The organism is Ramlibacter pallidus, assembly GCF_015070875.1.
In the GTDB taxonomy this organism is placed as follows: Bacteria; Pseudomonadota; Gammaproteobacteria; order Burkholderiales; family Burkholderiaceae_C; genus Ramlibacter; species Ramlibacter pallidus.
Window position 1 is genome coordinate 171,119 of record NZ_JADDIV010000005.1, and the last position, 25,012, is coordinate 196,130.

The following is a 25,012-nucleotide window of genomic DNA, read 5'->3' on the forward strand; positions in this document are numbered from 1 at the left end:
GTGCCTAGCGGGACCGGGACAAGGCCCTGCCTTGCGGGACGGGGGTGTCCGGGCCGTAGCCGTAGTAGGACTCGTAGTCCTGGGGCATCGCGTGGTTGAGCGTCTGGGTCAGGACGACCCCGCGCGGCACCAGGCCGCCCTGGCGCAGCCTGCGCAGCGCGGACTTGATCTGCGCCTTGCGCGTGCTGCTCGCCTGGACCACGAAGAGCACGTTCTGCAGCTGGTTGCCCAGCACGACGGAGTCGGCCAGCCCGAGCATCGGCGGTGCATCCACGATGACGTAGTCGATGCCGAGCGCTGACGTGATGTTCAGCAGCAGCAGCAGCTTGGGGCCCGTCAGCAGGTCGACCGGGTTGGGCGGCACCGGCCCGGCGGTGAGGACCGAAAGGTTCGGGATCACCGTCGGCGTGATCATCTTGTCGCCGCGGTTGTCGCTGGAAAGCAGGTTGGAAAGGCCGAAATCGTTGGAGATGCCCAGCAGCTTGTGGATCGTCGGGTTGCGCATGTCGCCGTCGATCAGCAGGACGCGCTGGCCCATCTGGGCGAAGTTGATGGCCAGGGCGAGCGACGTGGTGCTCTTGCCTTCGTTGCGCGTCGTGCTGGTGATGACGAGGCGCTTGGGCGCGCCTTCCGCGGTGGAGAACTGGAGCGCCGTGCGGACCGACCGGTAGGCTTCCGCCAGGGCCGAGCGGGGATCCTCGTGGACCTCCATCGCTACCGGCTTGTTGCCCCCGCGCCTGCGATTGAGCTTGGGGATGATGCCCAGCAAGGGCAGGCCGAGGATCCGCTCGACTTCGTCGGGGTACTTGATGGAATCGTCCATCACCTCCAGCGCGACGACGATGGCGCCGCCCAGCAGCATGCCGACCACCAGGCCGATCAGGAGGTTGCCGAAGAGGTTCGGCTCGTACGGGAACAGCGACGGCTCCGCCGCGTCGACGACGGAGATGTTGTTGCTGACGATGTTGCCGGAGATGCCCAGTTCCTTGAAGCGCTGCAGCAGGCTGTCGTACAGCTGGCGGTTGGTGTCGACCTCCCGCTTCAGCAGGTTGAGGTCGATGCTGTGGTCCTGCGTCGTCAGCACCTGCTTGCGCGTCTGGTTCACCTTGTCGCGGATCAGGTTTTCCTGGCGCGCGGCGGCGTCGTACTGCGCCTGCAAGGTGGCGGAGGCGGCGGCGATCTCCTCCTTCATCTGCACGTCGATTTCCGTCAGCTGCGCCTTGATCTGCAGCATCTTGGGGAATTCCGGCTTGTAGATGCGCAGGTTCTCCTGGTACTCGATCTGCAGCTTGGTGCGGCGCTCCTTCAGGGCCTGCACGCTCTTGTTGTCGACGATGGCGCTCGACGCTTCCGGGTTGCGGCGCATCTCGGCGAGCACGGCCTCGGCCTTGATGCGGTCCTGCTCCGCCTTCGCCAGGGCCGAGGCGTAGTCGATGTACGTCTGGTTGATCGCGCTGGTCTTGTCGTCCAGCGTCAGGATCTGGTTCGCCTGGGCATAGCTGTTCAGGCGGCGCTCGGAGTCCTCGAGCTTGGCCTTCATCTGCTTGATCTGGTCCTCGAGGAAGCTCTTGGCATAGGAAGACGCGTCGAGCCGGCGCTCCATGCCCATCGCGATGAACGCCTGCACCGTGGAGTTGGCGATGCGCGCGGCGAGCTGCGGGTCCGTGTTGTCGACGTGCAGCTTCACCAGGCGCGAGCTGCGGACCGGCTCCACCGTGACCGAGTTCAGGAAGCGCCGGACGACGGCTTCCCGCCCGAGCACTTCCGCGTTGCGGGTGCTCGGCTTTGTCATCTTCTTGTAGCCCTGCATCAGGCGGCCGAGGTAGTCGCCGCCCGCCTCGTCGTCCGCCGGCGCCTCGGCGCCCTCACCGAGCTGCCGCGCGGGCGAGAGCGTGAGCGCGGCCTGGCCCGAGGGCGTCGAGCTGTCCAGGCGCAGTTCGTCGATCACGCGCTCGGCGAGGGAGCGGCTCTTGAGGAGTTCCTGCTGCGTGCGCATGGACACCGCGTCGTCGCTGCTGCGTTCCTGCTCGGGATCGTTCTCGAAGCGGACCACGCGGGGGGTCGCGCGCTCGATCTGCAGGATGACCGTCGAACGGTAGACGGGCGTGCTCAGGAAGGTGCGGATCGCCGCGATGGCGCAGGCGAGGGAGATCACCAGCAGCAGCGTCCACTTGTGCTTGAGGATGATCCGGCCGATGTCGGTCAGGGTCAGCGAATCGTCCGCGACCTGTTCTTCCTCGCCCTTGGGGAGGAGCCCCGTCTGCAACTGGTAAGGCTGGCGCAGGGCCAGTTCGTTGTTGGCGACGGTCGGGGCGAATCCCGAAGCGTCGTCGCGCGAGATTTCGGAGGCAGACATGGTGGCGCTTTTTCGAGTTGGAACGGTCCGGGCCGTGGATCGCGCGGCCTGTGGGTACGCCGAGCTTAACGACCAAACACGGAGAAAGGATTGATCGAGTCGACGATATCCCGGAACACGGAATCCTTCAAAAGGGCACGGGTCGGGTCGCGCTGGACGACGATGAGGTCGCCGCCGCGCACGGACGGGTCCTCGTCCTTGCCGGCCCGGATGCGGTCCACGTCGAAGGTGGCCACCTGGCGCTCGCCCTTGTCCCCCTGCCGGAACACCTTCACCTCGGTGGAATTCGCGATCTGGCCGAAGCCGCCGGCGAGCGCCAGGGCCCGCAGGAGCGTCATCTGGCCGACCAGCGGGTAGATTCCCGGCTTGGTCACGGCGCCGTCGATGGTGATGCGTTCGGTCGTGAACTCGCGGATGAACACCGACACCTGCGGGTCCTGCAGGTACTTCGCGCCGTAAAGGCTGGCAACGTGCTGCTCGACCTGCTGCTGCGTCAGCCCGGCGACCGCCACGGGCCCGACCAGGGGCAGCGTCACGAAGCCGGCGGCGTTGACGCGGACCGTCCGCTTGCCGCTTTCGAGGTTCAGCACCTCGACGTCCAGCAGGTCGTTGGCGCCCACGCGGTATTCCTTGTCGAGGCCCATCACCGGCACGGGCTGCTGCCCCGCGGAGGACTCGCTGCTGGCGGGCCGGAAGGTGCCGTTCCCCTGGGCGGTGGCGGAGGAAGCAGCGTTCCCCAATGTGGTGGGCTGCTGGGCGAAGCCGGCTGTGCAGAACAACAGTGCTGCCGCCGCGAGCGCTTGACGGATCATGGTCGGAGCATCCCTAAAAGGACGGATTCTAGGGAAGTATCACTTCCGCTCCAACCCGGGTTCCCCTAGGGGCCGTGCTTGTCCGCCTCGGTGGTGAAGGAATCCGCGAAAAATTCCTCCGCCGGCAGGCCGCAGTGCGCGCTGTACTCGGCGCGCGCGGAATCGACCACGATGGGCGCGCCGCAGGCATAGACCTGGTGGCCGGAGAGGTCGGGGAAGTCCTCCATCACCGCCTTGTGGACGAAGCCGGTGCGGCCCGTCCAGTCGTCCTCGGGCAATGCGTTGGAGACCACCGGGACATAGCGCAGGTTCGGCATGTCGGCCAGCCGTTCGCGCACCCAGGCGTCCATGTAAAGATCGCCCGGCCGGCGGCCGCCCCAGTAGAGGGTGGCGGGCCGCTGGATCCCCTTGAACTGCATGTGTTCGAGCAGCGCCTTGATCGGCGCGAAGCCGGTGCCGGAGGCCAGCAGCACGAGCGGCTTGCCGGAGTCCTCGCGCAGGTAGAAGCTGCCGAACGGGCCTTCCACGCGCAGGATCTCCTTCTCCTTCATCGCGGTGAACACGTGGTCGGTGAACTTGCCGCCCGGCATGTGGCGGATGTGGAGCTCCACCCCGGGGCCGTTGTGCGGCGCGTTGGCCATCGAGTAGCTGCGGCGCGCGCCATCGCGCAGGATGAACTCGATGTACTGGCCGGCGTGGTAGCGCAGGGTGTCGTTGGCGGGCAGCTGCAGCCTGACCACCATCACGTCGTGCGACACCTTCTCGAGTGCGCTGACGCGCGAAGGCATCTTGCGCACCGGGAACGCGCTCTCGTCGGTGACCTGCCGCGATTCGAGCACCACGTCGGTCTGCGGCACCGCGCAGCACGTGAGGATGAGCCCCTTGGCCTCCTCCTCGGGAGAAAGCGCCTTGGCCTGGTGAGGCCCGTGGACCACGGTGCCCTCGAGCTTCCTGCACTTGCAGGAGCCGCACGCGCCGTCCTTGCAGCCGTAGGGCATGCCGATGCCCTGGCGGATCGCCGCCGGCAGGATGGCTTCGCCGTTCTCCACGCTGAACGCACGGCCGCTGGGCTGCACGGTGATCTGGAACGGGCCGGCGGCGGCCGTGGCGGCGGTCATGCTTGGTTATCCTCTCGGGCTCTGGCTGTGTCTCCCCGCGATTTTGCCCTCAAACCAATCCCCCCTCGGCGCGTTGCCGGCGCGCTTTCGCCGCACGCGCATGCTCATCGTGGGCTGCGGTGACGTCGGCCTGCGGGTGGCCCGCGCGCTGCCGCGGCGTGTCCGCGTGCTCGCCCTCACGTCGAGCGCCGACCGCGTGCCGGAACTGCGCGCGCGCGGCATCGTGCCCCTGCCGGGAAACCTGGACGAGCCCGCATCGCTGCGGCGGCTGGCGGGCCTGGCCGGCCACGTGGTGCACCTCGCGCCGCCCGCCGCCGAGGCGCAGGAGGAATGGTGGCGCGACCGGCGCACGCAGGCACTGCTGCGGGCGCTGCGCCTGCGCGGCGCGCCGCTCACCCTGGTGTATGCCTCCACGAGCGGCGTCTATGGGGACTGCGGGGGCGCGCGGGTGGATGAATCGCGACCCGTCGCGCCGCGCACGCCGCGGGCGCAAAGGCGCGTCGACGCGGAGCGGCAGGTGCGCGTCTTCGCCCGCGGCGCCGGCACCCGCGCGAGCGTGCTGCGCATCCCGGGCATCTACGCGCCCGACCGCCCGGGCGGCACGCCGCGCGAGCGCCTGCTGAAAGGGACGCCGGTGCTGGCGGCGCAGGACGACGTCTTCACCAACCACATCCACGCCGACGACCTCGCGCGCGCGGTGCTCGCCGCGGTGTGGCGCGGCCGGCCCCAGCGCGTCTACAACGCGAGCGACGACAGCGAGCTGAAGATGGGCGACTACTTCGACCTGGCCGCGGATCTCTACGGCCTCGCGCGCCCGCCCCGCGTGGCGCGCAGCACCGCGCAGGAGCAGCTGCCGCTGATGCTCCTGAGTTTCATGGGCGAGTCGCGGCGCCTGGCCAACCGCAGGCTGAAGGAGGAACTGCGCCTCGTGCTGCGCCACCCCACGGTGGCAAGCGGCTTGCGCGCCTGATCCGGCTACTGCGCCGCGCTGTCCGCGGGCGCGCTGGCCTGGGTGCGCAACTGGTGGCAGCGCAAGGACAGCCCCTGGTGCACCTGCAGGTGCCGCTGCGCGATCTCGTCGTCGCCGGCGGGGGCGGGCGCAGCGGCCAGCCGCTCCGCGCAGTTGTCCCGGCGCAGGTCGGGGCCGAGCGCGGCGAGGTAGCGTTCCAGCCGCAGCAAGCTGCTGTCGCCGGCGCGGGCCTGGTAGCGTTGAAGCTCCGATTGCAGCGCGGGCCAGCGCGCCGCGGAGGCGTCGGCCAGCAGCCGAGGGCTGCCGAGGGCGAGCAGCGGCTGCGCCTGCTGCACGAGCGCTTCCAGGCGGGCAGGCGCCGCGCCCAGGGCCTGCGCCGGTGACAGGGGTTCGCCCTGCCACGCGGCGAAATCCGTGGCGCGCGCGTCCTGCAGCGGATGCTGCTGCCATTCGTCGTGCAGCGCCGCCAGCCGCCGCGCCAGTTCGGCGTCCAGCGTGGCTTCCAGGCGCTCGCCCAGCGCGCCGGCTCCCGTTTCCTTCAGGACGGCCTGCAGATGCGCGACCTGCTCGCGCTGCTGGCGGAACAGGAGGGCATCGAACGGCACCTTCCGTTCCGCCGGCCAGGCGGACTGCAGCGTGCGGTAGGCCCGCTGGTAGATCAGTTCCGCGACCCGCGCGTCCACCACCCGTGCGACCACGGGCTGTGCCTGCGCAGGGAAGAGGGGCAGCACTTCCGCCCTGACGCGCGCGCGTTCGGCGGCCAGCGCCCTGGCCTCCTGCGTGACCCTGGCGAGGTTCGGGTTCTCGCGCACGCTCCGGCCGGCCGGGGCGGGCTCTTCGGCCATGAAGGAGGCCTGGAGCAGCCCCGCCAGTCCCGCGCGCAACGCCCCGCGCTCGCCGGAGAGGGCGAAGCGCTGCTCGCCGTCCACCCACACGATGCCGGCCTGCCCGCGGCTGCCGAAGGCCTCCTCGAAGTGGCGGCGGAACTCGGCGAAGGCCGCGCCCGACTGGTGGTGCAGCTGGTGCACCATCTCCGGCCCGAACAGGCGGGTGCGCTCGATGCGCCGCATCACGTCCTGGTAGGCCGGCCCCAGCTGCAGCTTCGCCTGCCGCATCCAGTCGTTGCGGCCGCGCGCCAGCAGTGCATGCTGGTCTTCCAGCAGGGCATGGACCGCGCGGTAACGCTCCAGCGTGCGGTCGAAAGCGGCGGGGCGCGCGGAGACCTCGAACAAGCCGGTGCTGCGTTCGACCAGCCCCTGCTCCAGGGCGAACAGGTCGTTGGTGTTCAGCAGGCGGGTGTGCAGCGCGCCCATCGCCTTGCCCAGCGAGCAACGCGTGGCCCACTGCAGGCGGGCCAGCATGAGCGAGCGCTGCACGTCGACCTCGTCGGCGCCCTGGAACATGCGCACGCTGCCCGCCAGTGCGCCCGGAACGTCCTTGCCCAGGGTGTAGGCGAGCAGCTGGCGCAGCTGCTCGGGATGGCCGACGCTGTAGTGCAGGGACAGGAAGGACTGCACGGCCGCGTCGAGACGCTCGACCGCCGCCACGTAGTCCGTGACGGCGACGAACTCGGGCAGGTCCTCGGCCGTGGCGGCGAGCTTGCGCTCGACGTCGCGCGGCACCGGGGACTGGCACTCCGCGCCGGCCTGCAGGTCGCCCGTCCGGCGCACCAGCGCAACGCCGGTCAGCGTCGATGCACGGGCATAGAGCTCGCGGCGCACCGTCTCGACGACGATGTCGCCGAACTCGCGTGCGAGGCGGGCCTGGACCTGCTCCTCGAGCCGGTCGAAGGCGGCCCAGGAACCCGGGAGGAAGAGGGTCCACAGCGTGTCGCGTTGCAGCCGCTCGGTGGCGGAGATGAGCGCCGTCGCCTTGCGCCGGTACCACTCGGGATCCACCGACTCGCGGTTCTGCACGCGGGCGCGGAAATACGCGTCGGCGTTGAGATGCGTCAGCGTGCGCGTGAGCTCCTGCCGCCATGTACCGAGCTGCACCGCGGCGAGCAGGATGCCGGTGGCCCAGACCGCCAGCAGCAGCCAGACCATCGCCAGCGCGATGCGCTGCAAGCGCCCCGGTGCGGGGCGAAGCCAGTCGAGGAAGTTCCTCATCGGGCCCCCGCGGGGCGGGACGTCGCCGGCGGCTGGAGCAGTTCACGCACCGGCCAGGTCTGCCAGAGCCACAGCGCTTCCGACGCGACCAGCAACGCCAGGGCAGCGAGGGCGACCCGCAGCCATGGACGCCATCCGGGGCCCGTGCCCGCGACTTCCGCGCCCTTCCCCGAAACTGGCTCCATGCCTGCGCTCCCCCGGTTGTGCCGACCGCCAAGGCTAGGGACCACGGCCTGCCTTCCTGTCAGCCTTCATCCGGAGGCCGTGTCGGACACGGCTGTCAGATCCCGAACGGCCGGATTCAGATGCCGGACGGCTTGCGCAGGGTCTTCATGCGGTCGACGCCCTTGATCGTCAGTTGCCGCACCTGCGACCCTTGCTGCACCGTCAGCCGGACCTCGGCCTCCGGATCGTTGCGCGCCCACAGCCGCTTGTAGAACGCTTCCAGCGTGCCGACCTGTTCGCCGTCGACGGCGAGCACCACGTCGCCGGGCGCGAGACCCGCTTCGCTCGCCGGGCCCTCCCGGTTGACGCGCACCACATATACGCGCCCGCCCCGCTCGGCGGAGCTCACACCGAGCCAGGGGCGCCGGCTGGCCTGGGTACTGCCGGTCTGCTGCATCTCCGCGAGAACCGGCTTGAGGAGGTCCACCGGCACGAACATGTTCCCGGGCTGGCCGCTGCGGTCGTCGGCGGTGTCGCCCACGAACAGGCTCCCGATGCCCAGCAACTCGCCGCGCGGGTTGAACAGGGCCGCGCCGCTGTGGTTGCGCAGCGGCGGGCTCGTGAACAGCGCGCTTTCGATGTGGTACTCCCAGTAGCCCGAGAACGGCCGGTTGGCCACCAGGCGCGTGAGCGCGATGCCGCCGTCCTCTCCGCCTGTGGCGGCCACCAGCGGCGCGCGGGGGGCGGCGCCCGCCGCGCTTCCGAGCATCACGGGCTGCACGCCGCGCAGGGGCAGCAGCGTGCGCAGCAGCCCGAATCCGGTGGCGAGGTCATAGCCGACCGGGCGCGCCGGAATGATCCGGTTGTCATGCGTGGTCACCTGGATCGCGTCCGCCTCGAGCAGCAGGTACCCGATCGTGAGGATCAGGCCGTCCGGTCCGATCACGACGCCGGAGCCGTTGCGCTGCCGGCCGAGGGTCTCGGCCGAACGTGCTCCCTCCGCGGCCGTGACCTGCACGCCGACCACCGCTTCCAGGGCACGCGCCATGGTGTCGATGCCCGGCGGCGCGGCGGCAGGCGACGCCGCGTGTGCCGCCGCCAGCAGCCCGGTGCCCAGGAAGAACGCGGCCAGCCGGCGCGCGCGGTGCAGCAGCGACATGGGAACTCCCCCGGAGTGGACAGCCAGAATGCGCCAAATCCCGGGGCCGTGCAAGCGCCGGTCTTTCGTAATTCAAGGGAGCCGTTTTTGCATAATCCGGCTTTTCCGAATTCCCGAGGAATCTCCGTGGCGACCTACCAGGAATTGAAAGAGCAGGCCGAAAAGCTGCTGGCCGAAGCCGAAAGGATGCGCGAGCAGGAAATCGCGGATGCCATCGCGGATATCCGGCGCAAGATCGATCTTTATGGATTGACGGCCGCGGACCTGGGATTTGCCCGTTCCGGACCTGGGATGGCGCAGCGCGCGAAGCCGGGGAAATCCGTGGCCAAGGCGCCGGTGAAATACCGCGGGCCGAACGGGGAGACCTGGTCCGGCGGCCGGGGCCGCAAGCCGCAATGGGTGACGCAGGCCCTCAAGGAGGGGCGCAGCCTCGAAGACTTCGCGGTGAACGGGCGCTAGCCGGCGCCCTCAGGCGCGCACATCGGCCGCGGAATCGGCGGCGTTGCCGGCCTCGGAGCTGTCCGCCAGCCGGCGGTAGAACAGGTGGTACGCGAGGGCGCAGCCACCGAGTGCCGGCAGGAGGATGTCCGGCCGGGTCGGGAACAGGATGGCCGGGATGACCGGCACGGCCGCACAGACCCACATCACCAGGGAGACCGCCGCGTTGCGGACGTTCGGGCGGGCGCCGCTCAGGCGCGGGTGCACGATCCGCAGGGCCACCAGGCTGTGCAGGTGGTGGCGGTCCGCCTGGCCGGGCGACTGCCGCAGCTTGCGGCGGCGCAGGATGCTGTAGACGACCTCGATCGTCGGGTAACCGCACAGGAGGACGCTCGCCCACGGCGAAACCGAGGGATTGCGGGCGAGCAGTTCCACCGACAGCCACGCCAGGGCGAAGCCGGAGAAATAGGCGCCGCCATCACCCAGGAACAGCTTGCCCCAGGGGTAGTTCACCAGCCAGAACCCGCCCATGGCCGCGGCCACGACCAGCGCGGCGATGGCCAGCGGGGCGTCGCCCAGGGCATAGGCGATCGCCGCCAGGGCGGCGGTGGAGATGATCACGGTGCCGCTGGCCAGGCCATGGAAGCCGTCGATGATGTTGATCGCGTTGGCCACCCCGCCCACCGCGAACGCGGTGAACAGGACGGCGAGCGGCCAGACCGACAGGAGGACGTCCGCCAGGGGAATGTCGACGCGGGTGAGGCCGATGCCCGTGAGCACCGCCGCCAGCCCGCCGGCGCCCATGGTCACCAGCAGCCGGGTGCGCACGCTCACCCGCTTGGTGACGTCTTCCAGCAGGCCGACCAGCAACGCGGGCATGCCGGCCAGGAGGATGACCGACAGCAGCCGGCGCTCGTGTTCGCCCGCGATGAGCGCCCAGGCGGCGGTGACGCCGGCATAGATGGCGATGCCGCCCACGCGGGGGGTCGGCACGGAGTGGAACTTCTGGACGCCCGTGGGCAGGTCCATCGTGAGATGGCCGTGCTTGTGCGCGCTCAGCACGAGGGCTTGCGCCAGCACCAGCGCGACGACCAGCGTGAGGGCAATCGACCAGAACGGACTCAGGGACAGCAAGACGACCTCTTCTCCATCTCCATCACCTCGGGCTTGGGGCAAATGCCACAAACTGTGACAGGGAGACGCACTTTATTGCAAAACACCCGTCAATGGCAATCCTTCCATTGGGGCAAATGGATGTGACACCACGATGGCAGCGGCGAAGTGTGCCCGGATTCACACGTTTCAGGGTGTCATGACTGGGGAACTTGCGTAAACCTGCCCGCTTGCTGACCGGGGCGGGCCTTGGTGCCGGAGGCCGGAATCGAACCGGCACGGTGTTGCCACCGGCAGATTTTGAGTCTGCTGCGTCTACCGATTTCGCCACTCCGGCAGCGGGAAGGGGAACCGGAAATTATGGCACAGTCGTTCCATGCATCCCTCTTATCCAACGATCGAGGACGCGATCGGCAAGACCCCGCTGGTGGCCCTGCAACGCATCGGCGCGGCTGAAAACGGGCCGCGTGGCAACGTCGTCCTGGGCAAGCTCGAAGGCAACAATCCCGCGGGCTCGGTGAAGGACCGCCCGGCGCTCTCCATGATCCAGCGCGCCGAGGAGCGCGGCGACATCAAGCCCGGCGACACCCTGATCGAAGCCACGTCCGGCAACACCGGCATCGCGCTGGCCATGGCGGCAGCCATCAAGGGCTACCGGATGGTGCTCATCATGCCGGAGGACCTGTCGGTGGAGCGGGCCCAGACCATGAAGGCCTTCGGCGCCGAACTGCTGCTGACGCCCAAGAGCGGCGGCATGGAGTACGCGCGCGACTTGGCGGAGAACATGCAGCGCGAGGGCAAGGGCCGCGTGCTCGACCAGTTCGCCAACGCGGACAACCCGCGCATCCATTACGAGACCACCGGGCCGGAGCTGTGGGAGCAGACGCACGGCCGCATCACCCATTTCGTCAGTGCGATGGGCACGACGGGCACGATCACGGGCGTGTCCCGCTTCCTGAAGGAGAAGAACCCGGCCGTGCGCATCATCGGCGCCCAGCCCAGCGAAGGCTCGCGCATCCCGGGCATCCGCAAGTGGCCGCAGGAATACCTGCCGAAGATCTACGATCCGTCCGCCGTCGACGAACTGGTGTACGTGAGCCAGGACGACGCCGAGGAGATGTGCCGGCGCCTCGCGCGCGAGGAGGGCATCTTCGCCGGGATCTCGGCCGCCGGCGCCTGCTGGGTGGCCCAGCAGGTCGCGCGCCAGGTCGAGAACGCCACCATCGCCTTCGTGGTGTGCGATCGCGGGGACCGCTACCTTTCGACCGGCGTGTTTCCCGCGTGAGCGCCCCTGCGGAGTACCGGTTCTGCCCGCAGTGCGCGGCGCCGCTGTCATGGATCGTGCAACGGGAGGACGGCGGTGACAAGCAGCGGCTGCGTTGCGCGGCCTGCGGCTGGACGCACTGGAACAACCCGACCCCCGTGCTCGCGGCCGTCATCGAGTACCGGGGCCAGGTGCTGCTGGCCCGCAACGCCGCGTGGACGCAGAAGATGTTCGCCCTGGTCACGGGCTTCATGGAGGCCGGCGAGACGCCGCAGGAGGGCATCCGCCGCGAGATCGCCGAGGAGACCAGCCTGCGTGCCGAGTCCCTGGACCTCATCGGGGTCTACGACTTCCAGCGCATGAACCAGGTCATCATCGCCTACCATGCGGTCTGCGAAGGCGAGGTGAAGCTGTCCCCGGAACTCGCCGAGTACCGGCTCTTCGCCCTGGACCAGCTGCGTTGCTGGCCCGCCGGCACGGGCCAGGCACTCGCCGACTGGCTGCGCAGCCGGGGCCACGAGCCGAGGTTCATGGAACCGCCGCGGCGCAGCGAGGAGACATGATGCAGATCGACAAGGAAATCGACACGCGGGGGCTGAACTGCCCCTTGCCCATCCTGAAGGCGAAGAAGGCGCTGACCGACATGCAGAGCGGTCAGCTGCTGAAGGTGGTTTCCACCGACGGCGGGTCGCTGCGTGACTTCCAGGCCTTCTCCCGCCAGACCGGCAACGACCTGGTGGAACAGCAGACCGTGGGCGAGGAGTACATCCACGTCCTGCGCCGGCGCTGAGCGCCGGGTCCCTTAGATCTTCAGCCCGGAAAGGTATTCGCGGAACGACGCGCCCACCTCAGGGTGCTTCAGGGCGAAGTCGACGGACGCTTCCAGGAAGCCCTGCTTGCTGCCGCAGTCGTAGCGCTTGCCCTCGTAGCGGTAGGCGTAGACGCCTTCCGTCGCGATCAGTTGCGCGATCCCGTCCGTGAGCTGGATCTCCCCGCCGCTGCCGCGCGGCTGGTTCTCGATGCGGTCGAAGACGGAGGGCGTCAGGATGTAGCGGCCGGCCACGCCCAGGCGCGACGGTGCCTTCTCCGGCGAGGGCTTCTCCACCATCTGCGAGACCTTCACAAGCCGTTCGCCTGCCGGCTCCCCGGCCACGATGCCATAGCGCTTGACGTGCTCCAGCGGCACCTCCTGCACGGCGAGCACGGAGCTCTGCACCCGCATGAACACGTCCACCATCTGCGTGAGGACGCCCGGTCCGCCCTCGTTGCCGATCATGAGGTCGTCGGCAAGCAGCACGGCGAAGGGATCGTTGCGCACGATGTGGCGCGCGCACAGGACCGCATGGCCGAGCCCCAGCGACCGCGGCTGCCGCACGTAGGAGCAGTCCATGTCGGCCGGTGCCAGGGTGCGCACCATCTCCAGCAGTTCTTCCTTGCCGCCGGCCTCGAGTTCGCTCTCGAGCTCGTAGGCGGTGTCGAAGTGGTCCTCGATCGCGCGCTTGTTGCGCCCGGTCACGAAGATCATGTGCCGGATGCCGGCCTCATAGGCCTCCTCGACGGCGTACTGGATCAGGGGCTTGTCCACCACCGGCAGCATTTCCTTGGGCTGCGCCTTGGTGGCCGGAAGGAAGCGTGTTCCCAGGCCCGCGACGGGAAAGACCGCTTTGTTAACATGTGTGAACTTTTTCATCGACGGTGTGTTCTTGTAAGGCTAGAGTCTGCGGATTCTCTCGAGAGGCCGTTCATTGTGCTGAAGAAGCGGTCATTCCGGTGAAGGCGAGGAACGTCCCCCTTGGAAATTCTCCTTCTTGAGCGGCTGGTCCCCGAGGCCCACGCATGGCTGGAAGCGCGGCACCAGGTCGCGTACCGGCCGGAGCTCGCCGCCGAGCCGGCCGAGCTGCGCAAGCAGCTCTACAACGTGCAGGCCCTCGTGCTGCCACGCAAGGTCGCCGTCACCCGCGAGTTTCTCGATTTCGCGCCCGTGCTGCGCGCCGTCGCCCGCATGCACGTCGGCACCGACAACACCGACCTCGAGGCGTGCCGCGACCGCCGCGTGCGCGTGGTCCAGGCCATCAACGCGCACGTGCGCTCCAACGCCGAATTCCTGCTGGCCAGCCTGCTGTTGCTGTACCGGCGCGGCATCGGCGCCACGCTGCGCGGCGAACGCCATGCACCCGGGACGATCGGCCGCGAGGTGCATGGCAGCACCATCGGCTTCCTGGGCCTGGCCCCGTCGGCCCATGCGCTGGCCGCCATGCTGGATTCGCTGGGCGCCAAGCTGATCGGGTACGACCCTGCGGTGCACCACACGGCGAGCATCTGGCAGCGCCTGAAGATCCGCCCGGTGACGCTGCAGGAGCTCACCGCGCAGGCGGACGCCGTCTCGGTGCAGGTGCTCTACGCGTCCCGCTACCACCACTTCGTCAACGAGGCGGTGCTGGCGAACTGCAGGAAGGGCCAGGTCTGGGTGGGGACCACGCGGTCCGCGCTGTTCGAGCCGGAGGCGCTCGCCGCCGCGCTGAAGGACGGCCGCATCGAAGCCGCCATGCTCGATGGCGCGGAGAACGGGTTCGCGTCGCGCGGCACGCCGCTGCACGACGCGCAGAACCTGCACCTCACGCCGCGGCTCGGGTCGCTCACGCGCGAGTCGCGCCTGCGCGCGAGCTGGTACGTGGCGCAGCGCCTGCACGAGACGCTGACCGCCCCGCGCAATTCGGGGTACGACACCATCCTGAGCGCGCCCATGGGGCTGGACAACCCCGAGAGCGTGCCGGCCAGCCGGCCGCAGGACCTCGTCTGATCAGCCCAGGCGCCGGAGCTGTTCCTGCAGCTTCTGCAGCAGGGCGGTGAATTCGGCGATCCGCTTGCGCTCCTGCTCGATCACGGCCGCCGGTGCCTTCGCCACGAAGGCCTCGTTGGACAGCTTGCCGTTCGCCTTGGCGAGTTCCCCCTGCAGGCGGGCGATCTCCTTCGTGACGCGTGCCTTCTCGGCCGCCACGTCGATCTCCATGTACAGGCACAGGCGCGCATCCCCGGCGACCGCCACGGGCGCGGCCTGGGCGGCCGCGGCCCAGGAGGCCTCGTCCTCGAAGACCTTCACTTCGCTGAGCTTCGCGAGGGCCTGCAGCACGGGCGCCGCTTCGCGGATGAATGCCGCGTCTCCGAGCACGTAGGCGGGCAGGCGGGTGCCGGGCGACACGTTCATCTCCCCGCGCAGGGTCCGGCATGCATCCACCACCGCCTTCAGGCGCGCCATCCAGGCTTCGGCCTCGGGGCTCACGTTGGCGGGGTTGCTCTCGGGATAGGGAGCCACGCTGATGGAGTCGCCGGTCTTGCCGGCGACGGGCGCGACCTTCTGCCACAGCTCCTCGGTGATGAACGGGATCACGGGATGGGCCAGCCGCAGGATGGCCTCGAGCACGCGGATCAGCGTGCGGCGCGTGCCGCGCTGCTGCGCAGCGTCGCCGCCCTGCACCTGCACCTTCGCGATCTCGAGGTACCAGTCGCAGTACTCGTCCCAGACGAACTGGTAGACCGTGTTGGCGACGTTGTCGAGGCGGTACTCGGCGAAGCCGGCGGCGACGGCCGCCTCGGCCTTCTGCAGGCGCGAGATGATCCAGCGGTCCGCCTGCGTGAGCGTGGCGCCCTGTTCCGACAGGTCGTGGCCCTCGCAGTTCATCAGTACGAACCGCGTCGCATTCCAGAGCTTGTTGCAGAAGTTGCGGTAGCCCTCGCAGCGCTTGGCGTCGAAGTTGATCGAGCGGCCCAGCGTGGCCAGCGCCGCAAAGGTAAAGCGCAGCGCATCGGCCCCATACGCCGGGATGCCCTCCGGGAATTCCTTCTCCGTGTTCTTGCGCACGGCGGGTGCCGTCTCCGGCTTGCGCAGGCCGGTCGTTCGCTTGTCCAGCAGCGGTGCCAGGGCGATGCCGTCGATCAGGTCGACCGGGTCCAGCACGTTGCCTTCGGACTTGCTCATCTTGCGGCCCTGCGCATCGCGCACCAGGCCGTGGATGTAGACGTGGCGGAACGGCACCTGCCCCGTGAAGTGGGTCGTCATCATGATCATCCGGGCGACCCAGAAGAAGATGATGTCGTAGCCGGTCACCAGCACGCTGGAGGGCAGGTACAGGTCCATGTCCTGCGTCTTCTCCGGCCAGCCCATCGTGGAGAAGGGCACCAGCGCGGAGGAGTACCACGTGTCCAGCACGTCGGCGTCGCGCACGAGCTTGTGCCCGGGCGCCTGCGCCTGCGCTTCTTCCTCGCTGCGCGCGACGTACACGTTGCCGAGCTCGTCGTACCAGGCGGGGATCTGGTGGCCCCACCAGAGCTGGCGCGAGATGCACCAGTCCTGGATGTTGTGCATCCACTGGTTGTAGGTGTTGACCCAGTTCTCCGGCACGAAGCGCACCGCGCCGCTGTCGACGGCGTCGATGGCCTTCTGCGCGATGGACTTGCCCGTGGGATCCTGCGCGCTGGCCTTCGTCATCGCCACGAACCACTGGTCGGTGAGCATGGGCTCGACGACCTGGCCGGTGCGGGCGCAGCGCGGCACCATCAGCTTGTGCTTCTTCGTCTCGGCCAGCAGGCCCTGCGCCTCCAGGTCCGCCACGACCTTCTTGCGCGCGACGAAACGGTCGAGCCCCTGGTACGCCGCCGGCGCGTGCTCGTTGATCTTCGCGTCCAGCGTCAGCACGCCGATCATCGGCAGCTGGTGGCGCTGGCCCACGGCGTAGTCGTTCGCGTCGTGCGCGGGCGTGACCTTCACGACGCCGGTGCCGAAGGCCTTGTCGACGTAGTCGTCGGCGATGATGGGGATGTCGCGCTCGCTGAGCGGCAGCCGCACCGACTTGCCGACCAGGTGCCGATAGCGTTCGTCCTCGGGATGCACCATCACCGCCACGTCGCCGAGCATCGTCTCGGGACGCGTGGTGGCCACCGTCAGGTGGCCGGAGCCGTCGGAAAGGGGGTAGCGGATGTGCCAGAGGAAGCCGTCCTCCTCCTCGCTCTCGACCTCCAGGTCGCTCACCGCCGTCTTCAGCTCCGGGTCCCAGTTCACCAGCCGCTTGCCGCGGTAGATCAGGCCCTGGCGGTACAGCGTCACGAAGGTTTCCGTCACGATCTTCGAGAGCTTCTCGTCCATCGTGAAGTACTCGTGCGACCAGTCCACGCTGTCGCCCATGCGGCGCATCTGCGTGGTGATGGTGTTGCCGGACTTCTCCTTCCACTCCCAGACCTTGCGCACGAAGTCCTCGCGGCCGAGGTCGTGGCGGCTCGTGCCCTGTTCCTGCAGCTGGCGTTCGACGACGATCTGCGTGGCGATGCCGGCGTGGTCCGTGCCCGGGACCCACAGCGTGTTGAACCCGCGCATCCGGTGGTAGCGCGTGAGGCTGTCCATGATCGTCTGGTTGAACGCGTGCCCCATGTGCAGGGTGCCGGTGACGTTCGGCGGCGGCAGCTGGATGGCGAACGAGGGTTCGCCGGCCCGCGGCTCGCCGGTGCCGCGGAAGCCCGCGCGCGCATAGCCGCGCTGTTCCCACAGCGGTCCCCACTTGGCCTCGATGGCGGCGGGTTCGAAGGACTTGGAGAGGCTGTTCAGCCCAGGTTGTTCGTTGCTCACCGGGGGATTTTAAGAGCCCGCCCGGTGCCGTGCCTTCAGGAGGGAAGCTGCCGCGCCGCCTCCACGCATTCCTTCAGCGCCCTGGCATCGCCCACCTGGTTCGCGAGCAGGAGGATCAGGCGCGCGTTCAGCAGGGCGGACTGGCGTTCGTCCAGGCCCTGGTGCGCATCGAGCAGCTGCTCGTAGAACGCGTCGGCGTCCGGCTGGCTCAGGGTCGGTTTCATGCGTTCTCCTCCAGTTGCGCGCCGAGGGCCTGGCCGACGGCGTGCACCAGGAAGGCGTCCACGCCTTCGCCCGTGGCGGCGACGTAGCTGTCCGGCCGCACCAGGGCCCACGCATGCCCGAAGACGTGGCAGGCACCCTGCAGGTGGCCCTTCGGGTCGCGGACGTGCTCGAGGGCGCCGGGCCGGTCCTGCGGGCCCAGCACCTGCACGCAGCGCACCGGGGCCGTCTCGGCGAGGCCGCGCAGCCGGGCCAGGGCGCCCGCGGAGGCCGTGCCGAACAGCAGCACCAGCAAGGCACCGTCGGCCCAGCGCAGCAGGTCGTTCACTTCGCCGCGGCTGCCGTCGGCCCATTCGAAAGCCACGTTCTGCACCGACTGCCCGCCGGTGCGGTCGCAGGCGCTCGTGCGCGTGTACGGATTCGCGATCGCCATGCGCCCCGTGTTCACGAACATCCGGGCGAACACCTGTTGCCGCGCCAGGCTCAAGGCTGCGTCCCGGAACAGCTTCTCGACCGGCGTTGCCGGGCGCAGGTAGCGCGCGGTGCGGTTGGTGACCAGCACGTTCTGCTGCGCCGCCTCGTGCCGCTCCTCGTGGTAGCTGTCCAGCAGGGCGGGGGCGGCGCGGCCGTGCAGCACGGCGGCGAGCTTCCAGGCCAGGTTGTCCGCGTCCGCGATGCCGGTGTTGCCGCCGCGCGCGCCGAACGGGCTGACCACCTTGGCCGAGTCGCCCATGAAGAAGACGCGCCCGTGCCGCATCCGGTCGACGCATTCGCTGCGGTATGCGTAAGGCCCGACCCAGACGATCTCGATGCCGGCATCGGCACCGAACTGGCGCGTGAGCCGCTCGCGGACGACGTCTTCCCGGCTCACCTCCGCCGGGTCGGCATCGGGCGCCATCTGGTAGTCGATGCGCCAGACGTTGTCGCCCATCAGGTGCTGCCAGACCGCGCGGTTCTCGTTGAAGGGCGCCTCGATCCAGGTGTGCCGCTCCACCGGCGGGGTCTTGGTGAAGCGCACGTCGGCGATGCACCAGCGGTCGTCACCCTTCTTCGCCGTGACGGAGGCGCCCACCCATTGGCGGAAAGGGCTGTGCGAGCCGGTGGCGTCGATCACGTAGTCGGCGCGCAGGGTGTAGTCGCCCGCGGGCGTCGTGACGGCCAGCGTTGCCGCCTCGCCGTCCTGGCGGAAGGACGTGACGCGGTTCTGCCAGCGCAGTTCGACCTGGCCCAGCGCATAGATGCGATCGACGAGGTAGGCCTCGATGTAGAACTGCTGGATGTTGATGAAGGGGGGCTGGGTGGAGAGGTTGTAGGCGCTCTGCTGGCGCAGGTCGAACGAATACACCTCGTCGTTGCCGGCGAAGGTGCGCCCGACGCTCCACTGGATGCCCTTGGCCGCGATGTGACCGTAGATGCCCAGGCGCTCGAAGATCTCCAGCGACTTCTGCGTGTAGCAGATGCCGCGCGACGACGCGCCCTTCACGCCGACCGTGTTGTCCTCGTCGAGCAGCACCGCGGGGATGCCGTATTGCGCCAGCGCGCAGGCCGCCGTGAGCCCCGTGATGCCGCCGCCCACGATCACGACGGGATGGTGGCTCGCCTGGCCGGAGGCGATCTCCGGCGGTTCGCGGAAGGGGTACTCCGGCAGCTCGTAGCCGCTGCCGGAGGTGAACTCATAGCCGTTGGAATGCGCCATCTCGGCGTAGCGATCCGCCATCTTGCCTCCTGTTCGCCTGCCGGCGCGGCAGGCCTGCCGACCTATTTCTTCACGAACTCCGGCCGGTCGTTCTGCTGCGGCTTGAGCGGCGCGGCCGCCTTGCCCTCGGCGCGGTCGCGGCGCCATTGCTCCTTGCGCGCGGTCCACTCCTTCAGGCGCGCGTGCGCCGTCTTGCTCTCCTGCAGCATCTGGAACTCGTCGGCCAGCTGCGCGGTGAGTTCCAGGCGCACGCCGTTCGGGTCGAAGAAGTAGATGCTGTGGAAGATGTGGTGGTCGGTGATGCCGAGCACCTCGACGCCGTGCGCCTCCAGCCGGGCCTTCATGTCGCGCAGCGCCTGCACGGAGTCGACGCGGAAGGAGATGTGGTTGACCCACTTCGGCGTGTTGGGCGAGGGCTCCGCCGCCTGGTCGTCGCCGAGGTCGAAGAAGGCGATGAACGAGCCGTCCTGCAGGCGGAAGAAGAAGTGCGTGTACGGGCAGTACTCGCCGGTGCTGGGCACCACGTCGCTCTGGATGATGTGGTACAGCGGCAGGCCGAGGATGTCCTCGTAGAAGTGGCGCGTCTCCTCCGCGTCCTTCGCCCGGTAGGCGTAGTGGTGCAGCTGGTGGATCGGCGCGGGCGCGGGCAGGGTCTGCGGGTCCTTCAGGACGGCGGCCATGGGGGCTCCTGATTCAACTATGCGTAATGCATTTACTATAACGTAACGCTCAGCGGCGGCCAAACGCGTCCATGCCGACCGGTTCGAGAACGCTTATCAACTGGATCGATTTCATAGCCATCGGCCATGGCTTGCCATTGAGGCAGGCTATTAGACGGCGCTGCCTCGCCTCACTACCCTTTGCAGCGTCCCCGGCGCATCCGGGGCAGGCTTCTTCACCCCGCAACCCAGGAGACATCCATGGCAGCCCTCAAAGGATCGAAGACCGAAGAGAACCTGAAGGCCGCGTTCGCCGGCGAGTCCCAGGCCAACCGCCGCTACCTGTACTTCGCGAACAAGGCCGACGTGGAAGGGCAGAACGACGTGGCGGCGCTGTTCCGTTCCACGGCCGAGGGCGAGACGGGCCACGCGCACGGCCACCTCGAATGGCTGGAGCAGTGCGGCGACCCGGCCACCGGGCTGCCGATCGGCAGCACGCGCGACAACCTCAAGGCGGCCGTGGCGGGCGAGACCCACGAGTACACCGACATGTACCCGGGCATGGCGCGCACCGCCCGCGAGGAAGGCTTCGACGAGATCGCCGACTGGTTCGAGACCCTCGCCAAGGCGGAGCGGTCGCACGCGAACCGCTACACCAAGGCGCTGAACGAACTGGCCGACTGAGCGCCGGGCATCGAGCGGACGGCGCGGCGGATGCCGGCGCCCTTCGCCGGACGTCCCGCGCAACGCAGAACGCACACGGAGACCGCATGCCCGTCCGAGAAGGCAGCCTCGAGGCGCCGACCCGCCATCCCATCGCCTGGAAGACGCCGGAGTACCACGACGAGGCGGCGGCCTTCCGGGAAATGGAGCGCATCTTCGACATCTGCCACGGCTGCCGCCGCTGCGTCAGCCTGTGCGGGGCCTTCCCCACCCTGTTCGACCTGGTGGACGAAGGCCGGACGGGCGAGCTCGATGGCGTGGACCGGAAGGACTACTGGAAGGTCGTCGACCAGTGCTACCTGTGCGACCTCTGCTACATGACCAAGTGTCCCTATGTGCCGCCGCACGAATGGAACCTGGACTTCCCGCACACCATGCTGCGGGCCAAGGCGATCAAGTTCCGCAAGGGCGGCGTCGACGCGGGCTCGAAGCTCATGTCGTCGACCGACGTGCACGGGCAACTCGCGGGCATCCCGGTGGTCGTGCAGGTCGTCAACGCGGTGAACCAGACGAAGCCGGTGCGCGCGCTGATGGAAAGCACGCTGCATGTCGACCGCAACGCCTGGCTGCCGGCCCTCGCCACCCGCAAGTTCCGCAAGGCGGCGCCGGCATCGGCGGACCTGCCGGTGAAGAACGGCGAACGCACGCCCGGCAAGGTGGCGATCTTCTCGACCTGCTACATCAACTACAACGAGCCCGGCATCGGGCTCGACCTGCTGAAGGTGCTCGCGCACAACGAGATCCCGTACGTGCTCGTCGAGAAGGAGAAGTGCTGCGGCATGCCCAAGCTGGAGCTGGGCGACCTGGAGTCGGTGGATGCGAGCAAGCGCGCCAACATCCCGGTGCTGGCCAGGTATGCGGCCGAGGGCTACGCGATCCTGTCCGCGGTGCCCAGCTGCACCCTGATGTTCAAGCAGGAGATCCCGCTGATGTACCCGGACGACGCCGAGGTGCAGGCCGTGAAGGCGGCGATGTGGGACCCGTTCGAGTACCTCGCCGCGCGCCGGCGCGACGGCCTGATCAAGACCGAGTTCCCCACGCCGCTGGGCAAGGTGAGCTACCACGTCCCCTGCCACAGCCGGGTGCAGAACTTCGGGAAGAAGACCGAGGAGATGCTGAAGATGGTGCCCGGCACCTCGGTGCACACCAACGAACGCTGTTCGGGGCATGCCGGGACCTTCGGCGTCAAGAAGCCCTACCACGAGGTCGCGATGAAGATCGGCAAGCCGCTCTTCAAGCGCATGGCGGAGCACCCGCAGGGCGGCGCACCCGACTACATCAGCTCCGACTGCCCGCTGGGCGGCCACCACATCGCCCAGGGATTCGACCGCAACCAGCTGGGTGCGCCACGCCTGGCGCACCCGCTCACGCTGCTGCGCACCGCCTACGGCCTGGACGAATGACATGCAGTTGACCGGCCGCATCACCGCCGACAGCCTGATGACGCTGGAGGCCTATGCGAAGTGGCGCAAGCTCCACCAGAAGGAAGTGATCGCGCACCGCAAGCTGCGCAGCGTGGCCCTCGGGGAGCACATCACGGTGCAGTTCGAGAGCGAACTGACCATGCGCTACCAGGTGCAGGAGATGCTGCGCATCGAGAAGATCTTCGAGGAAGAGGGCATCCAGGCCGAAGTCGACGCCTACGCGGCGCTGGTGCCGGACGGCGGCAACTGGAAGGCCACGATGCTGATCGAATACCCGGACATCAACGAGCGGCGCCGCGAGCTGGCGCGCCTGATCGGCGTGCAGGACCGCATGTTCGTCGAAGTCGAGGGGCACGCGCGCGTCTACGCCATCGCCGACGAGGACCTGCCGCGCGACAACGAGGAGAAGACCTCCGCGGTGCATTTCCTGCGCTTCGAACTCGGGGCGGCCCTGCGTGCGGCCGTGCAGGCCGGCGCGTCCGTGAAGCTGGGGTGCGACCACACCAACTACCCGGCGCACGTCACGCTGGCGCCCGAGACCCTGGCCTCGCTGGCGGGCGACCTGCGCTGATCAGGCCGCGGGGAAGAGGTCCACGCGGTCGGTGATGACCGCGTCGGTGCCCAGGTCCAGCAGCCGCTGGGCGGCCCACTCGTCGTTCACCGTGTAGCTCAGGCAGCGCATGCCGAGGCCCTTCGCCTTGGCCACGGTGGCGGCGTCCCACAGGGCGTGGTTGCAGACCACCGCCATGCACTGCAGCTTCTGCGCGTAGTCCCAGCAGCCGTCCCACAGCGTGTCCAGCAGCAGGCCGCGCGGCAGCTGCGGCTGCGCCTGCAGGGCAGCCAGCAGCGACTCGGGACGGAACGACGTGAGGACGGGCGGGACGTCCTGGCCGGCCCACAGGCGGGCGGCATGGTTCGCCACCACCTCGCCGGTCTTCGCTTCCAAGCCGGGCGTGGGCTTGATCTCGATGTTCAGGAAGAAGCGGTTGGCCAGGCAGTAGCGCGCGATGTTCTCGAAGGTCGGCAGCGGTTCGCCGGCGTAGGCGCGGGAATGCCAGCTCCCCGCGTCCAGCCGCGACAGCTGGTCCCACGGCTGGTCACCGCCGGTGCCCACGCCGTTGGTCGTGCGTTCCAGCGTCGCGTCGTGCATCAGGAAGGGCACGCCGTCCGCCGACAGCTTCACGTCGCATTCGAACATGCGGTAGCCGTGCTCGGCACCGAGCTTGAAGGCGGCCAGCGTGTTCTCCGGCGCGAGCTTGCCCGCGCCGCGGTGGGCCACCCACTGCGGGTAAGGCCAGGGCGTCATGCCGCGAGGCGCTTGCCGCTGGCGGCGTCGAACCAGTGCAGGCGGTCTTCGCGCGGCTTCACGCGGATGACCTCGTCGGGCGCCGGCGAGGGCGCACCTTCCTCGATGCGCACGATCACCTGTTCGCCATTGATACGGCCGTAGACCAGGCGCTCGGCACCGAGCAGTTCGACCGTTTCCGTGCGCACCTCCCAGCCGCTGTCGCTCACGTCCAGGTGCTCCGGGCGGATGCCCGTGATCGCCCCGGCGCGGCCGCCCTGCGCATTCTTCAGCAGGTTCATGGGCGGCGAGCCGATGAAGCTGGCCACGAAGGTGGACGCCGGGCGGTGGTAGACCTCTTCCGGCGTGCCGAACTGCTCCATGTTGCCGGCGTTCATCACGATCATCCGTTGCGCCAGGGTCATGGCCTCGACCTGGTCGTGCGTGACGAACAGCGAAGTGATGCCCAGTTCGCGGTGCAGCTTCTGGATCTCCAGGCGGGTCTGCGCGCGCAGCTTGGCGTCGAGGTTGGACAGCGGCTCGTCGAACAGGAACACCTGCGGCTGGCGCACGATGGCGCGGCCCATGGCGACGCGCTGGCGCTGGCCGCCCGAGAGCTGTCGCGGCTTGCGATCGAGCAGGTGGCCCAGCTCGAGGATGCCGGCGGCCTTGTCGACGCGCTGCTTGATCTCCTCGATCGGCATCTTGCGGATCTTCAGGCCGTACGCCATGTTCTCGAACACGCTCATGTGCGGGTACAGCGCGTAGTTCTGGAACACCATGGCGATGTCGCGCTCGGCCGGTTCGAGGTCGTTCACCACGCGGCTGCCGATGGCGATCTCGCCGCCGCTGATCTCTTCCAGCCCCGCGACCATGCGCAGGAGCGTGGACTTGCCGCAGCCGGAGGGCCCGACGATGACGATGAACTCGCGGTCGGCGATCTCGGCGTTCACGCCGTGGATCACCTGCAGTTCCTGCTTGCCCTTGCCGTACTTCTTGACGACGTTGCGAAGAGAGATAGAAGCCATTACTTTTCCGTATCGACCAGGCCCTTGACGAACCACTTCTGCATCAGGATCACCACCACCGCCGGCGGCAGCATCGCGAGGATCGCGGTGGCCATCACGACGTTCCACTCGACGTAGACCTCGCCGAACATCAGGCGCTTGATGCCCATCACGATCGGGTACATGCGCTCGTCGGTCGTCACCAGCAGCGGCCAGAGGTACTGGTTCCAGCCGTAGATGAACTGGATGACGAACAGGGCGGCCATGGAGGTCTTCGACAGCGGCAGCAGCACGTCCTTGAAGAAGCGCATCGGCCCGGCACCGTCCATGCGCGCCGCTTCCACCAGTTCGTCGGGCACCGTCATGAAGAACTGCCGGAACAGGAACGTGGCGGTCGCCGACGCGATCAGCGGTACCGTCAGGCCGGCCATCGAGTTGAGCATCCTCAGGTCCGAGATCACCTCGTACGTCGGGCCGATGCGCACCTCCACCGGCAGCATCAGCGTGACGAACACCATCCAGAACACGATGTTCTTCGCGGGGAACCGGAAGTAGACGATGGCGAAGGCCGACAGGATCGAGATGGCGATCTTGCCGATGGCGATGATCAGCGCGCTCGCCAGGCTGATGCCCATCATGGGCATCGCCGGGGCGACGGTGGCGCCGGCTTCCGTCTTGCCGCCGAACAGGGCGAAGCGGTAGCTCTCGAGCATGTTGCTGCCGGGCAGCAGCGAGATGGGGTTGCTGGAGTTGATCTGCTCCGCCGTCTGCGTCGACCCGATGAAGGTCACGTAGATCGGGAAGAAGACGACCACGACCCCGAGGATCAGGATCAGGTGCGAGAAGAAATTGAGGATGGGGGTGCGCTGGATCATG

At 68.7% G+C, this 25,012-nt stretch carries 23 protein-coding genes and 1 tRNA gene; 9 read left to right on the plus strand and 15 right to left on the minus strand.

Features of this window, described 5'->3' with window-relative positions; translation table 11 throughout:
• Positions 1–4: 4 nt before the first annotated feature.
• The 3 genes from IM787_RS17780 to IM787_RS17790 all read right to left on the minus strand — a co-directional run bounded on the left by IM787_RS17780 (position 5) and on the right by IM787_RS17790 (position 4,286).
• Complete coding sequence (locus IM787_RS17780) at positions 5–2,356, minus strand: GumC family protein (RefSeq protein WP_193678049.1); 2,352 nt, start codon at positions 2,354–2,356, stop codon at positions 5–7.
• Between the two features lie 65 nt (positions 2,357–2,421).
• Positions 2,422–3,168, minus strand: coding sequence for a polysaccharide biosynthesis/export family protein (locus IM787_RS17785; protein ID WP_193678050.1), 747 nt, complete (start codon positions 3,166–3,168; stop codon positions 2,422–2,424).
• A 65-nt stretch (positions 3,169–3,233) separates the two neighbouring features.
• Entirely contained in the window at positions 3,234–4,286 is a 1,053-nt protein-coding gene (locus IM787_RS17790; protein WP_193678051.1) for a CDP-6-deoxy-delta-3,4-glucoseen reductase, read from the minus strand.
• A gap of 43 nt (positions 4,287–4,329) precedes the next feature.
• On the opposite strand from IM787_RS17790, the gene IM787_RS17795 reads away from it, so the two are divergent.
• Positions 4,330–5,256, plus strand: a complete 927-nt coding sequence (locus IM787_RS17795; protein ID WP_193678052.1) for an SDR family oxidoreductase — start codon at positions 4,330–4,332, stop codon at positions 5,254–5,256.
• Positions 5,257–5,261: 5 nt separating this feature from the next.
• Here the strand turns inward: IM787_RS17795 and IM787_RS17800 are convergent, their stop codons facing one another.
• Together IM787_RS17800 and IM787_RS17805 are read right to left on the minus strand one after the other, a co-directional pair.
• Positions 5,262–7,364 carry a hypothetical protein gene (locus IM787_RS17800; protein ID WP_193678053.1) on the minus strand — a complete coding sequence of 701 codons (2,103 nt, stop codon included), beginning with the start codon at positions 7,362–7,364 and terminating at the stop codon, positions 5,262–5,264.
• A 301-nt stretch (positions 7,365–7,665) separates the two neighbouring features.
• Positions 7,666–8,688, minus strand: coding sequence for a S1C family serine protease (locus tag IM787_RS17805; RefSeq protein ID WP_193678054.1), 1,023 nt, complete (start codon positions 8,686–8,688; stop codon positions 7,666–7,668).
• A 126-nt stretch (positions 8,689–8,814) separates the two neighbouring features.
• On the opposite strand from IM787_RS17805, the gene IM787_RS17810 reads away from it, so the two are divergent.
• Complete coding sequence (locus tag IM787_RS17810) at positions 8,815–9,147, plus strand: H-NS histone family protein (protein WP_193678055.1); 333 nt, start codon at positions 8,815–8,817, stop codon at positions 9,145–9,147.
• A gap of 9 nt (positions 9,148–9,156) precedes the next feature.
• On the opposite strand, the gene IM787_RS17815 is transcribed toward IM787_RS17810, so the two are convergent.
• The gene (locus IM787_RS17815; protein WP_193678056.1) at positions 9,157–10,260 is read right to left on the minus strand and encodes an MraY family glycosyltransferase; all 1,104 of its coding nucleotides are present in this window, start codon (positions 10,258–10,260) and stop codon (positions 9,157–9,159) included.
• A 229-nt stretch (positions 10,261–10,489) separates the two neighbouring features.
• Positions 10,490–10,576: transfer RNA gene (locus tag IM787_RS17820), tRNA-Leu, on the minus strand.
• Between the two features lie 39 nt (positions 10,577–10,615).
• Between IM787_RS17820 and cysM the strand changes: the two genes are divergently transcribed.
• From cysM to IM787_RS17835, 3 genes are read left to right on the plus strand one after another with little or no spacing between them, the layout of a single operon-like run.
• Entirely contained in the window at positions 10,616–11,524 is a 909-nt protein-coding gene (gene cysM / locus IM787_RS17825; protein ID WP_193678057.1) for a cysteine synthase CysM, read from the plus strand.
• On the plus strand, positions 11,521–12,066 hold the full coding sequence (locus tag IM787_RS17830) for an NUDIX hydrolase (RefSeq protein ID WP_193678058.1): 546 nt from the start codon (positions 11,521–11,523) through the stop codon (positions 12,064–12,066). The genes cysM and IM787_RS17830 overlap by 4 nt, the downstream gene beginning before the upstream one ends.
• A complete protein-coding gene (locus IM787_RS17835; RefSeq protein WP_193678388.1) occupies positions 12,066–12,293 on the plus strand; it encodes a sulfurtransferase TusA family protein in 228 nt (75 codons plus the stop codon). The genes IM787_RS17830 and IM787_RS17835 overlap by 1 nt, the downstream gene beginning before the upstream one ends.
• A gap of 12 nt (positions 12,294–12,305) precedes the next feature.
• On the opposite strand, the gene galU is transcribed toward IM787_RS17835, so the two are convergent.
• Positions 12,306–13,193 (minus strand): UTP--glucose-1-phosphate uridylyltransferase GalU, encoded by an 888-nt coding sequence (gene galU, locus IM787_RS17840; RefSeq protein WP_193678059.1) that lies wholly within the window; start codon positions 13,191–13,193, stop codon positions 12,306–12,308.
• A 102-nt stretch (positions 13,194–13,295) separates the two neighbouring features.
• Here galU and IM787_RS17845 point away from each other — a divergent pair, with 102 nt between their 5' ends.
• Positions 13,296–14,303, plus strand: coding sequence for an NAD(P)-dependent oxidoreductase (locus IM787_RS17845; RefSeq protein WP_193678060.1), 1,008 nt, complete (start codon positions 13,296–13,298; stop codon positions 14,301–14,303).
• Here IM787_RS17845 and IM787_RS17850 read toward each other — a convergent pair whose 3' ends face one another.
• From IM787_RS17850 to IM787_RS17865, 4 genes are read right to left on the minus strand one after another with little or no spacing between them, the layout of a single operon-like run.
• Positions 14,304–17,120: a valine--tRNA ligase gene (locus IM787_RS17850; protein ID WP_193678061.1), complete on the minus strand. Its 2,817-nt coding sequence runs from the start codon at positions 17,118–17,120 to the stop codon at positions 14,304–14,306.
• A gap of 35 nt (positions 17,121–17,155) precedes the next feature.
• Positions 17,156–17,344: a DUF2783 domain-containing protein gene (locus tag IM787_RS17855; RefSeq protein WP_193678062.1), complete on the minus strand. Its 189-nt coding sequence runs from the start codon at positions 17,342–17,344 to the stop codon at positions 17,156–17,158.
• The gene (locus tag IM787_RS17860) at positions 17,341–19,059 is read right to left on the minus strand and encodes an FAD-dependent oxidoreductase (protein WP_193678063.1); all 1,719 of its coding nucleotides are present in this window, start codon (positions 19,057–19,059) and stop codon (positions 17,341–17,343) included. Before IM787_RS17860 ends, IM787_RS17855 begins: the two co-directional genes overlap by 4 nt.
• Before the next feature lie 41 nt (positions 19,060–19,100).
• Positions 19,101–19,718 carry a VOC family protein gene (locus IM787_RS17865; RefSeq protein ID WP_193678064.1) on the minus strand — a complete coding sequence of 206 codons (618 nt, stop codon included), beginning with the start codon at positions 19,716–19,718 and terminating at the stop codon, positions 19,101–19,103.
• Positions 19,719–19,958: 240 nt separating this feature from the next.
• Here IM787_RS17865 and IM787_RS17870 point away from each other — a divergent pair, with 240 nt between their 5' ends.
• The 3 genes from IM787_RS17870 to IM787_RS17880 all read left to right on the plus strand — a co-directional run bounded on the left by IM787_RS17870 (position 19,959) and on the right by IM787_RS17880 (position 22,415).
• Positions 19,959–20,381: a rubrerythrin family protein gene (locus IM787_RS17870; protein WP_193678065.1), complete on the plus strand. Its 423-nt coding sequence runs from the start codon at positions 19,959–19,961 to the stop codon at positions 20,379–20,381.
• A gap of 86 nt (positions 20,382–20,467) precedes the next feature.
• Positions 20,468–21,823: a (Fe-S)-binding protein gene (locus tag IM787_RS17875; protein WP_193678066.1), complete on the plus strand. Its 1,356-nt coding sequence runs from the start codon at positions 20,468–20,470 to the stop codon at positions 21,821–21,823.
• Position 21,824: 1 nt separating this feature from the next.
• Positions 21,825–22,415: a DUF3501 family protein gene (locus IM787_RS17880; protein WP_193678067.1), complete on the plus strand. Its 591-nt coding sequence runs from the start codon at positions 21,825–21,827 to the stop codon at positions 22,413–22,415.
• On the opposite strand, the gene ugpQ is transcribed toward IM787_RS17880, so the two are convergent.
• The 3 genes from ugpQ to ugpE are packed head-to-tail and all read right to left on the minus strand — an operon-like array spanning position 22,416 to position 25,011.
• Entirely contained in the window at positions 22,416–23,150 is a 735-nt protein-coding gene (gene ugpQ, locus IM787_RS17885; protein WP_193678068.1) for a glycerophosphodiester phosphodiesterase, read from the minus strand.
• The gene (locus IM787_RS17890) at positions 23,147–24,157 is read right to left on the minus strand and encodes a sn-glycerol-3-phosphate import ATP-binding protein UgpC (protein WP_193678069.1); all 1,011 of its coding nucleotides are present in this window, start codon (positions 24,155–24,157) and stop codon (positions 23,147–23,149) included. The genes ugpQ and IM787_RS17890 overlap by 4 nt, the downstream gene beginning before the upstream one ends.
• Positions 24,157–25,011 (minus strand): sn-glycerol-3-phosphate ABC transporter permease UgpE, encoded by an 855-nt coding sequence (gene ugpE / locus IM787_RS17895; protein WP_193678070.1) that lies wholly within the window; start codon positions 25,009–25,011, stop codon positions 24,157–24,159. Before ugpE ends, IM787_RS17890 begins: the two co-directional genes overlap by 1 nt.
• Position 25,012 lies beyond the last annotated feature (1 nt).

What these genes read in the sequence shown, in the direction of transcription:
- IM787_RS17780 (WP_193678049.1), bottom strand. Translation starts at nt 2,356, where the DNA reads ATGTCTGCCTCCGAAATCTCGCGCGACGACGCTTCGGGATTCGCCCCG.
- IM787_RS17785 (WP_193678050.1), bottom strand. Translation starts at nt 3,168, where the DNA reads ATGATCCGTCAAGCGCTCGCGGCGGCAGCACTGTTGTTCTGCACAGCC.
- IM787_RS17790 (WP_193678051.1), bottom strand. Translation starts at nt 4,286, where the DNA reads ATGACCGCCGCCACGGCCGCCGCCGGCCCGTTCCAGATCACCGTGCAG.
- IM787_RS17800 (WP_193678053.1), bottom strand. Translation starts at nt 7,364, where the DNA reads ATGAGGAACTTCCTCGACTGGCTTCGCCCCGCACCGGGGCGCTTGCAG.
- IM787_RS17805 (WP_193678054.1), bottom strand. Translation starts at nt 8,688, where the DNA reads ATGTCGCTGCTGCACCGCGCGCGCCGGCTGGCCGCGTTCTTCCTGGGC.
- cysM (WP_193678057.1), top strand. Translation starts at nt 10,616, where the DNA reads ATGCATCCCTCTTATCCAACGATCGAGGACGCGATCGGCAAGACCCCG.
- IM787_RS17835 (WP_193678388.1), top strand. Translation starts at nt 12,066, where the DNA reads ATGCAGATCGACAAGGAAATCGACACGCGGGGGCTGAACTGCCCCTTG.
- galU (WP_193678059.1), bottom strand. Translation starts at nt 13,193, where the DNA reads ATGAAAAAGTTCACACATGTTAACAAAGCGGTCTTTCCCGTCGCGGGC.
- IM787_RS17855 (WP_193678062.1), bottom strand. Translation starts at nt 17,344, where the DNA reads ATGAAACCGACCCTGAGCCAGCCGGACGCCGACGCGTTCTACGAGCAG.
- IM787_RS17860 (WP_193678063.1), bottom strand. Translation starts at nt 19,059, where the DNA reads ATGGCGGATCGCTACGCCGAGATGGCGCATTCCAACGGCTATGAGTTC.
- IM787_RS17865 (WP_193678064.1), bottom strand. Translation starts at nt 19,718, where the DNA reads ATGGCCGCCGTCCTGAAGGACCCGCAGACCCTGCCCGCGCCCGCGCCG.
- IM787_RS17870 (WP_193678065.1), top strand. Translation starts at nt 19,959, where the DNA reads ATGGCAGCCCTCAAAGGATCGAAGACCGAAGAGAACCTGAAGGCCGCG.
- IM787_RS17875 (WP_193678066.1), top strand. Translation starts at nt 20,468, where the DNA reads ATGCCCGTCCGAGAAGGCAGCCTCGAGGCGCCGACCCGCCATCCCATC.
- IM787_RS17880 (WP_193678067.1), top strand. Translation starts at nt 21,825, where the DNA reads ATGCAGTTGACCGGCCGCATCACCGCCGACAGCCTGATGACGCTGGAG.
- ugpQ (WP_193678068.1), bottom strand. Translation starts at nt 23,150, where the DNA reads ATGACGCCCTGGCCTTACCCGCAGTGGGTGGCCCACCGCGGCGCGGGC.
- IM787_RS17890 (WP_193678069.1), bottom strand. Translation starts at nt 24,157, where the DNA reads ATGGCTTCTATCTCTCTTCGCAACGTCGTCAAGAAGTACGGCAAGGGC.
- ugpE (WP_193678070.1), bottom strand. Translation starts at nt 25,011, where the DNA reads ATGATCCAGCGCACCCCCATCCTCAATTTCTTCTCGCACCTGATCCTG.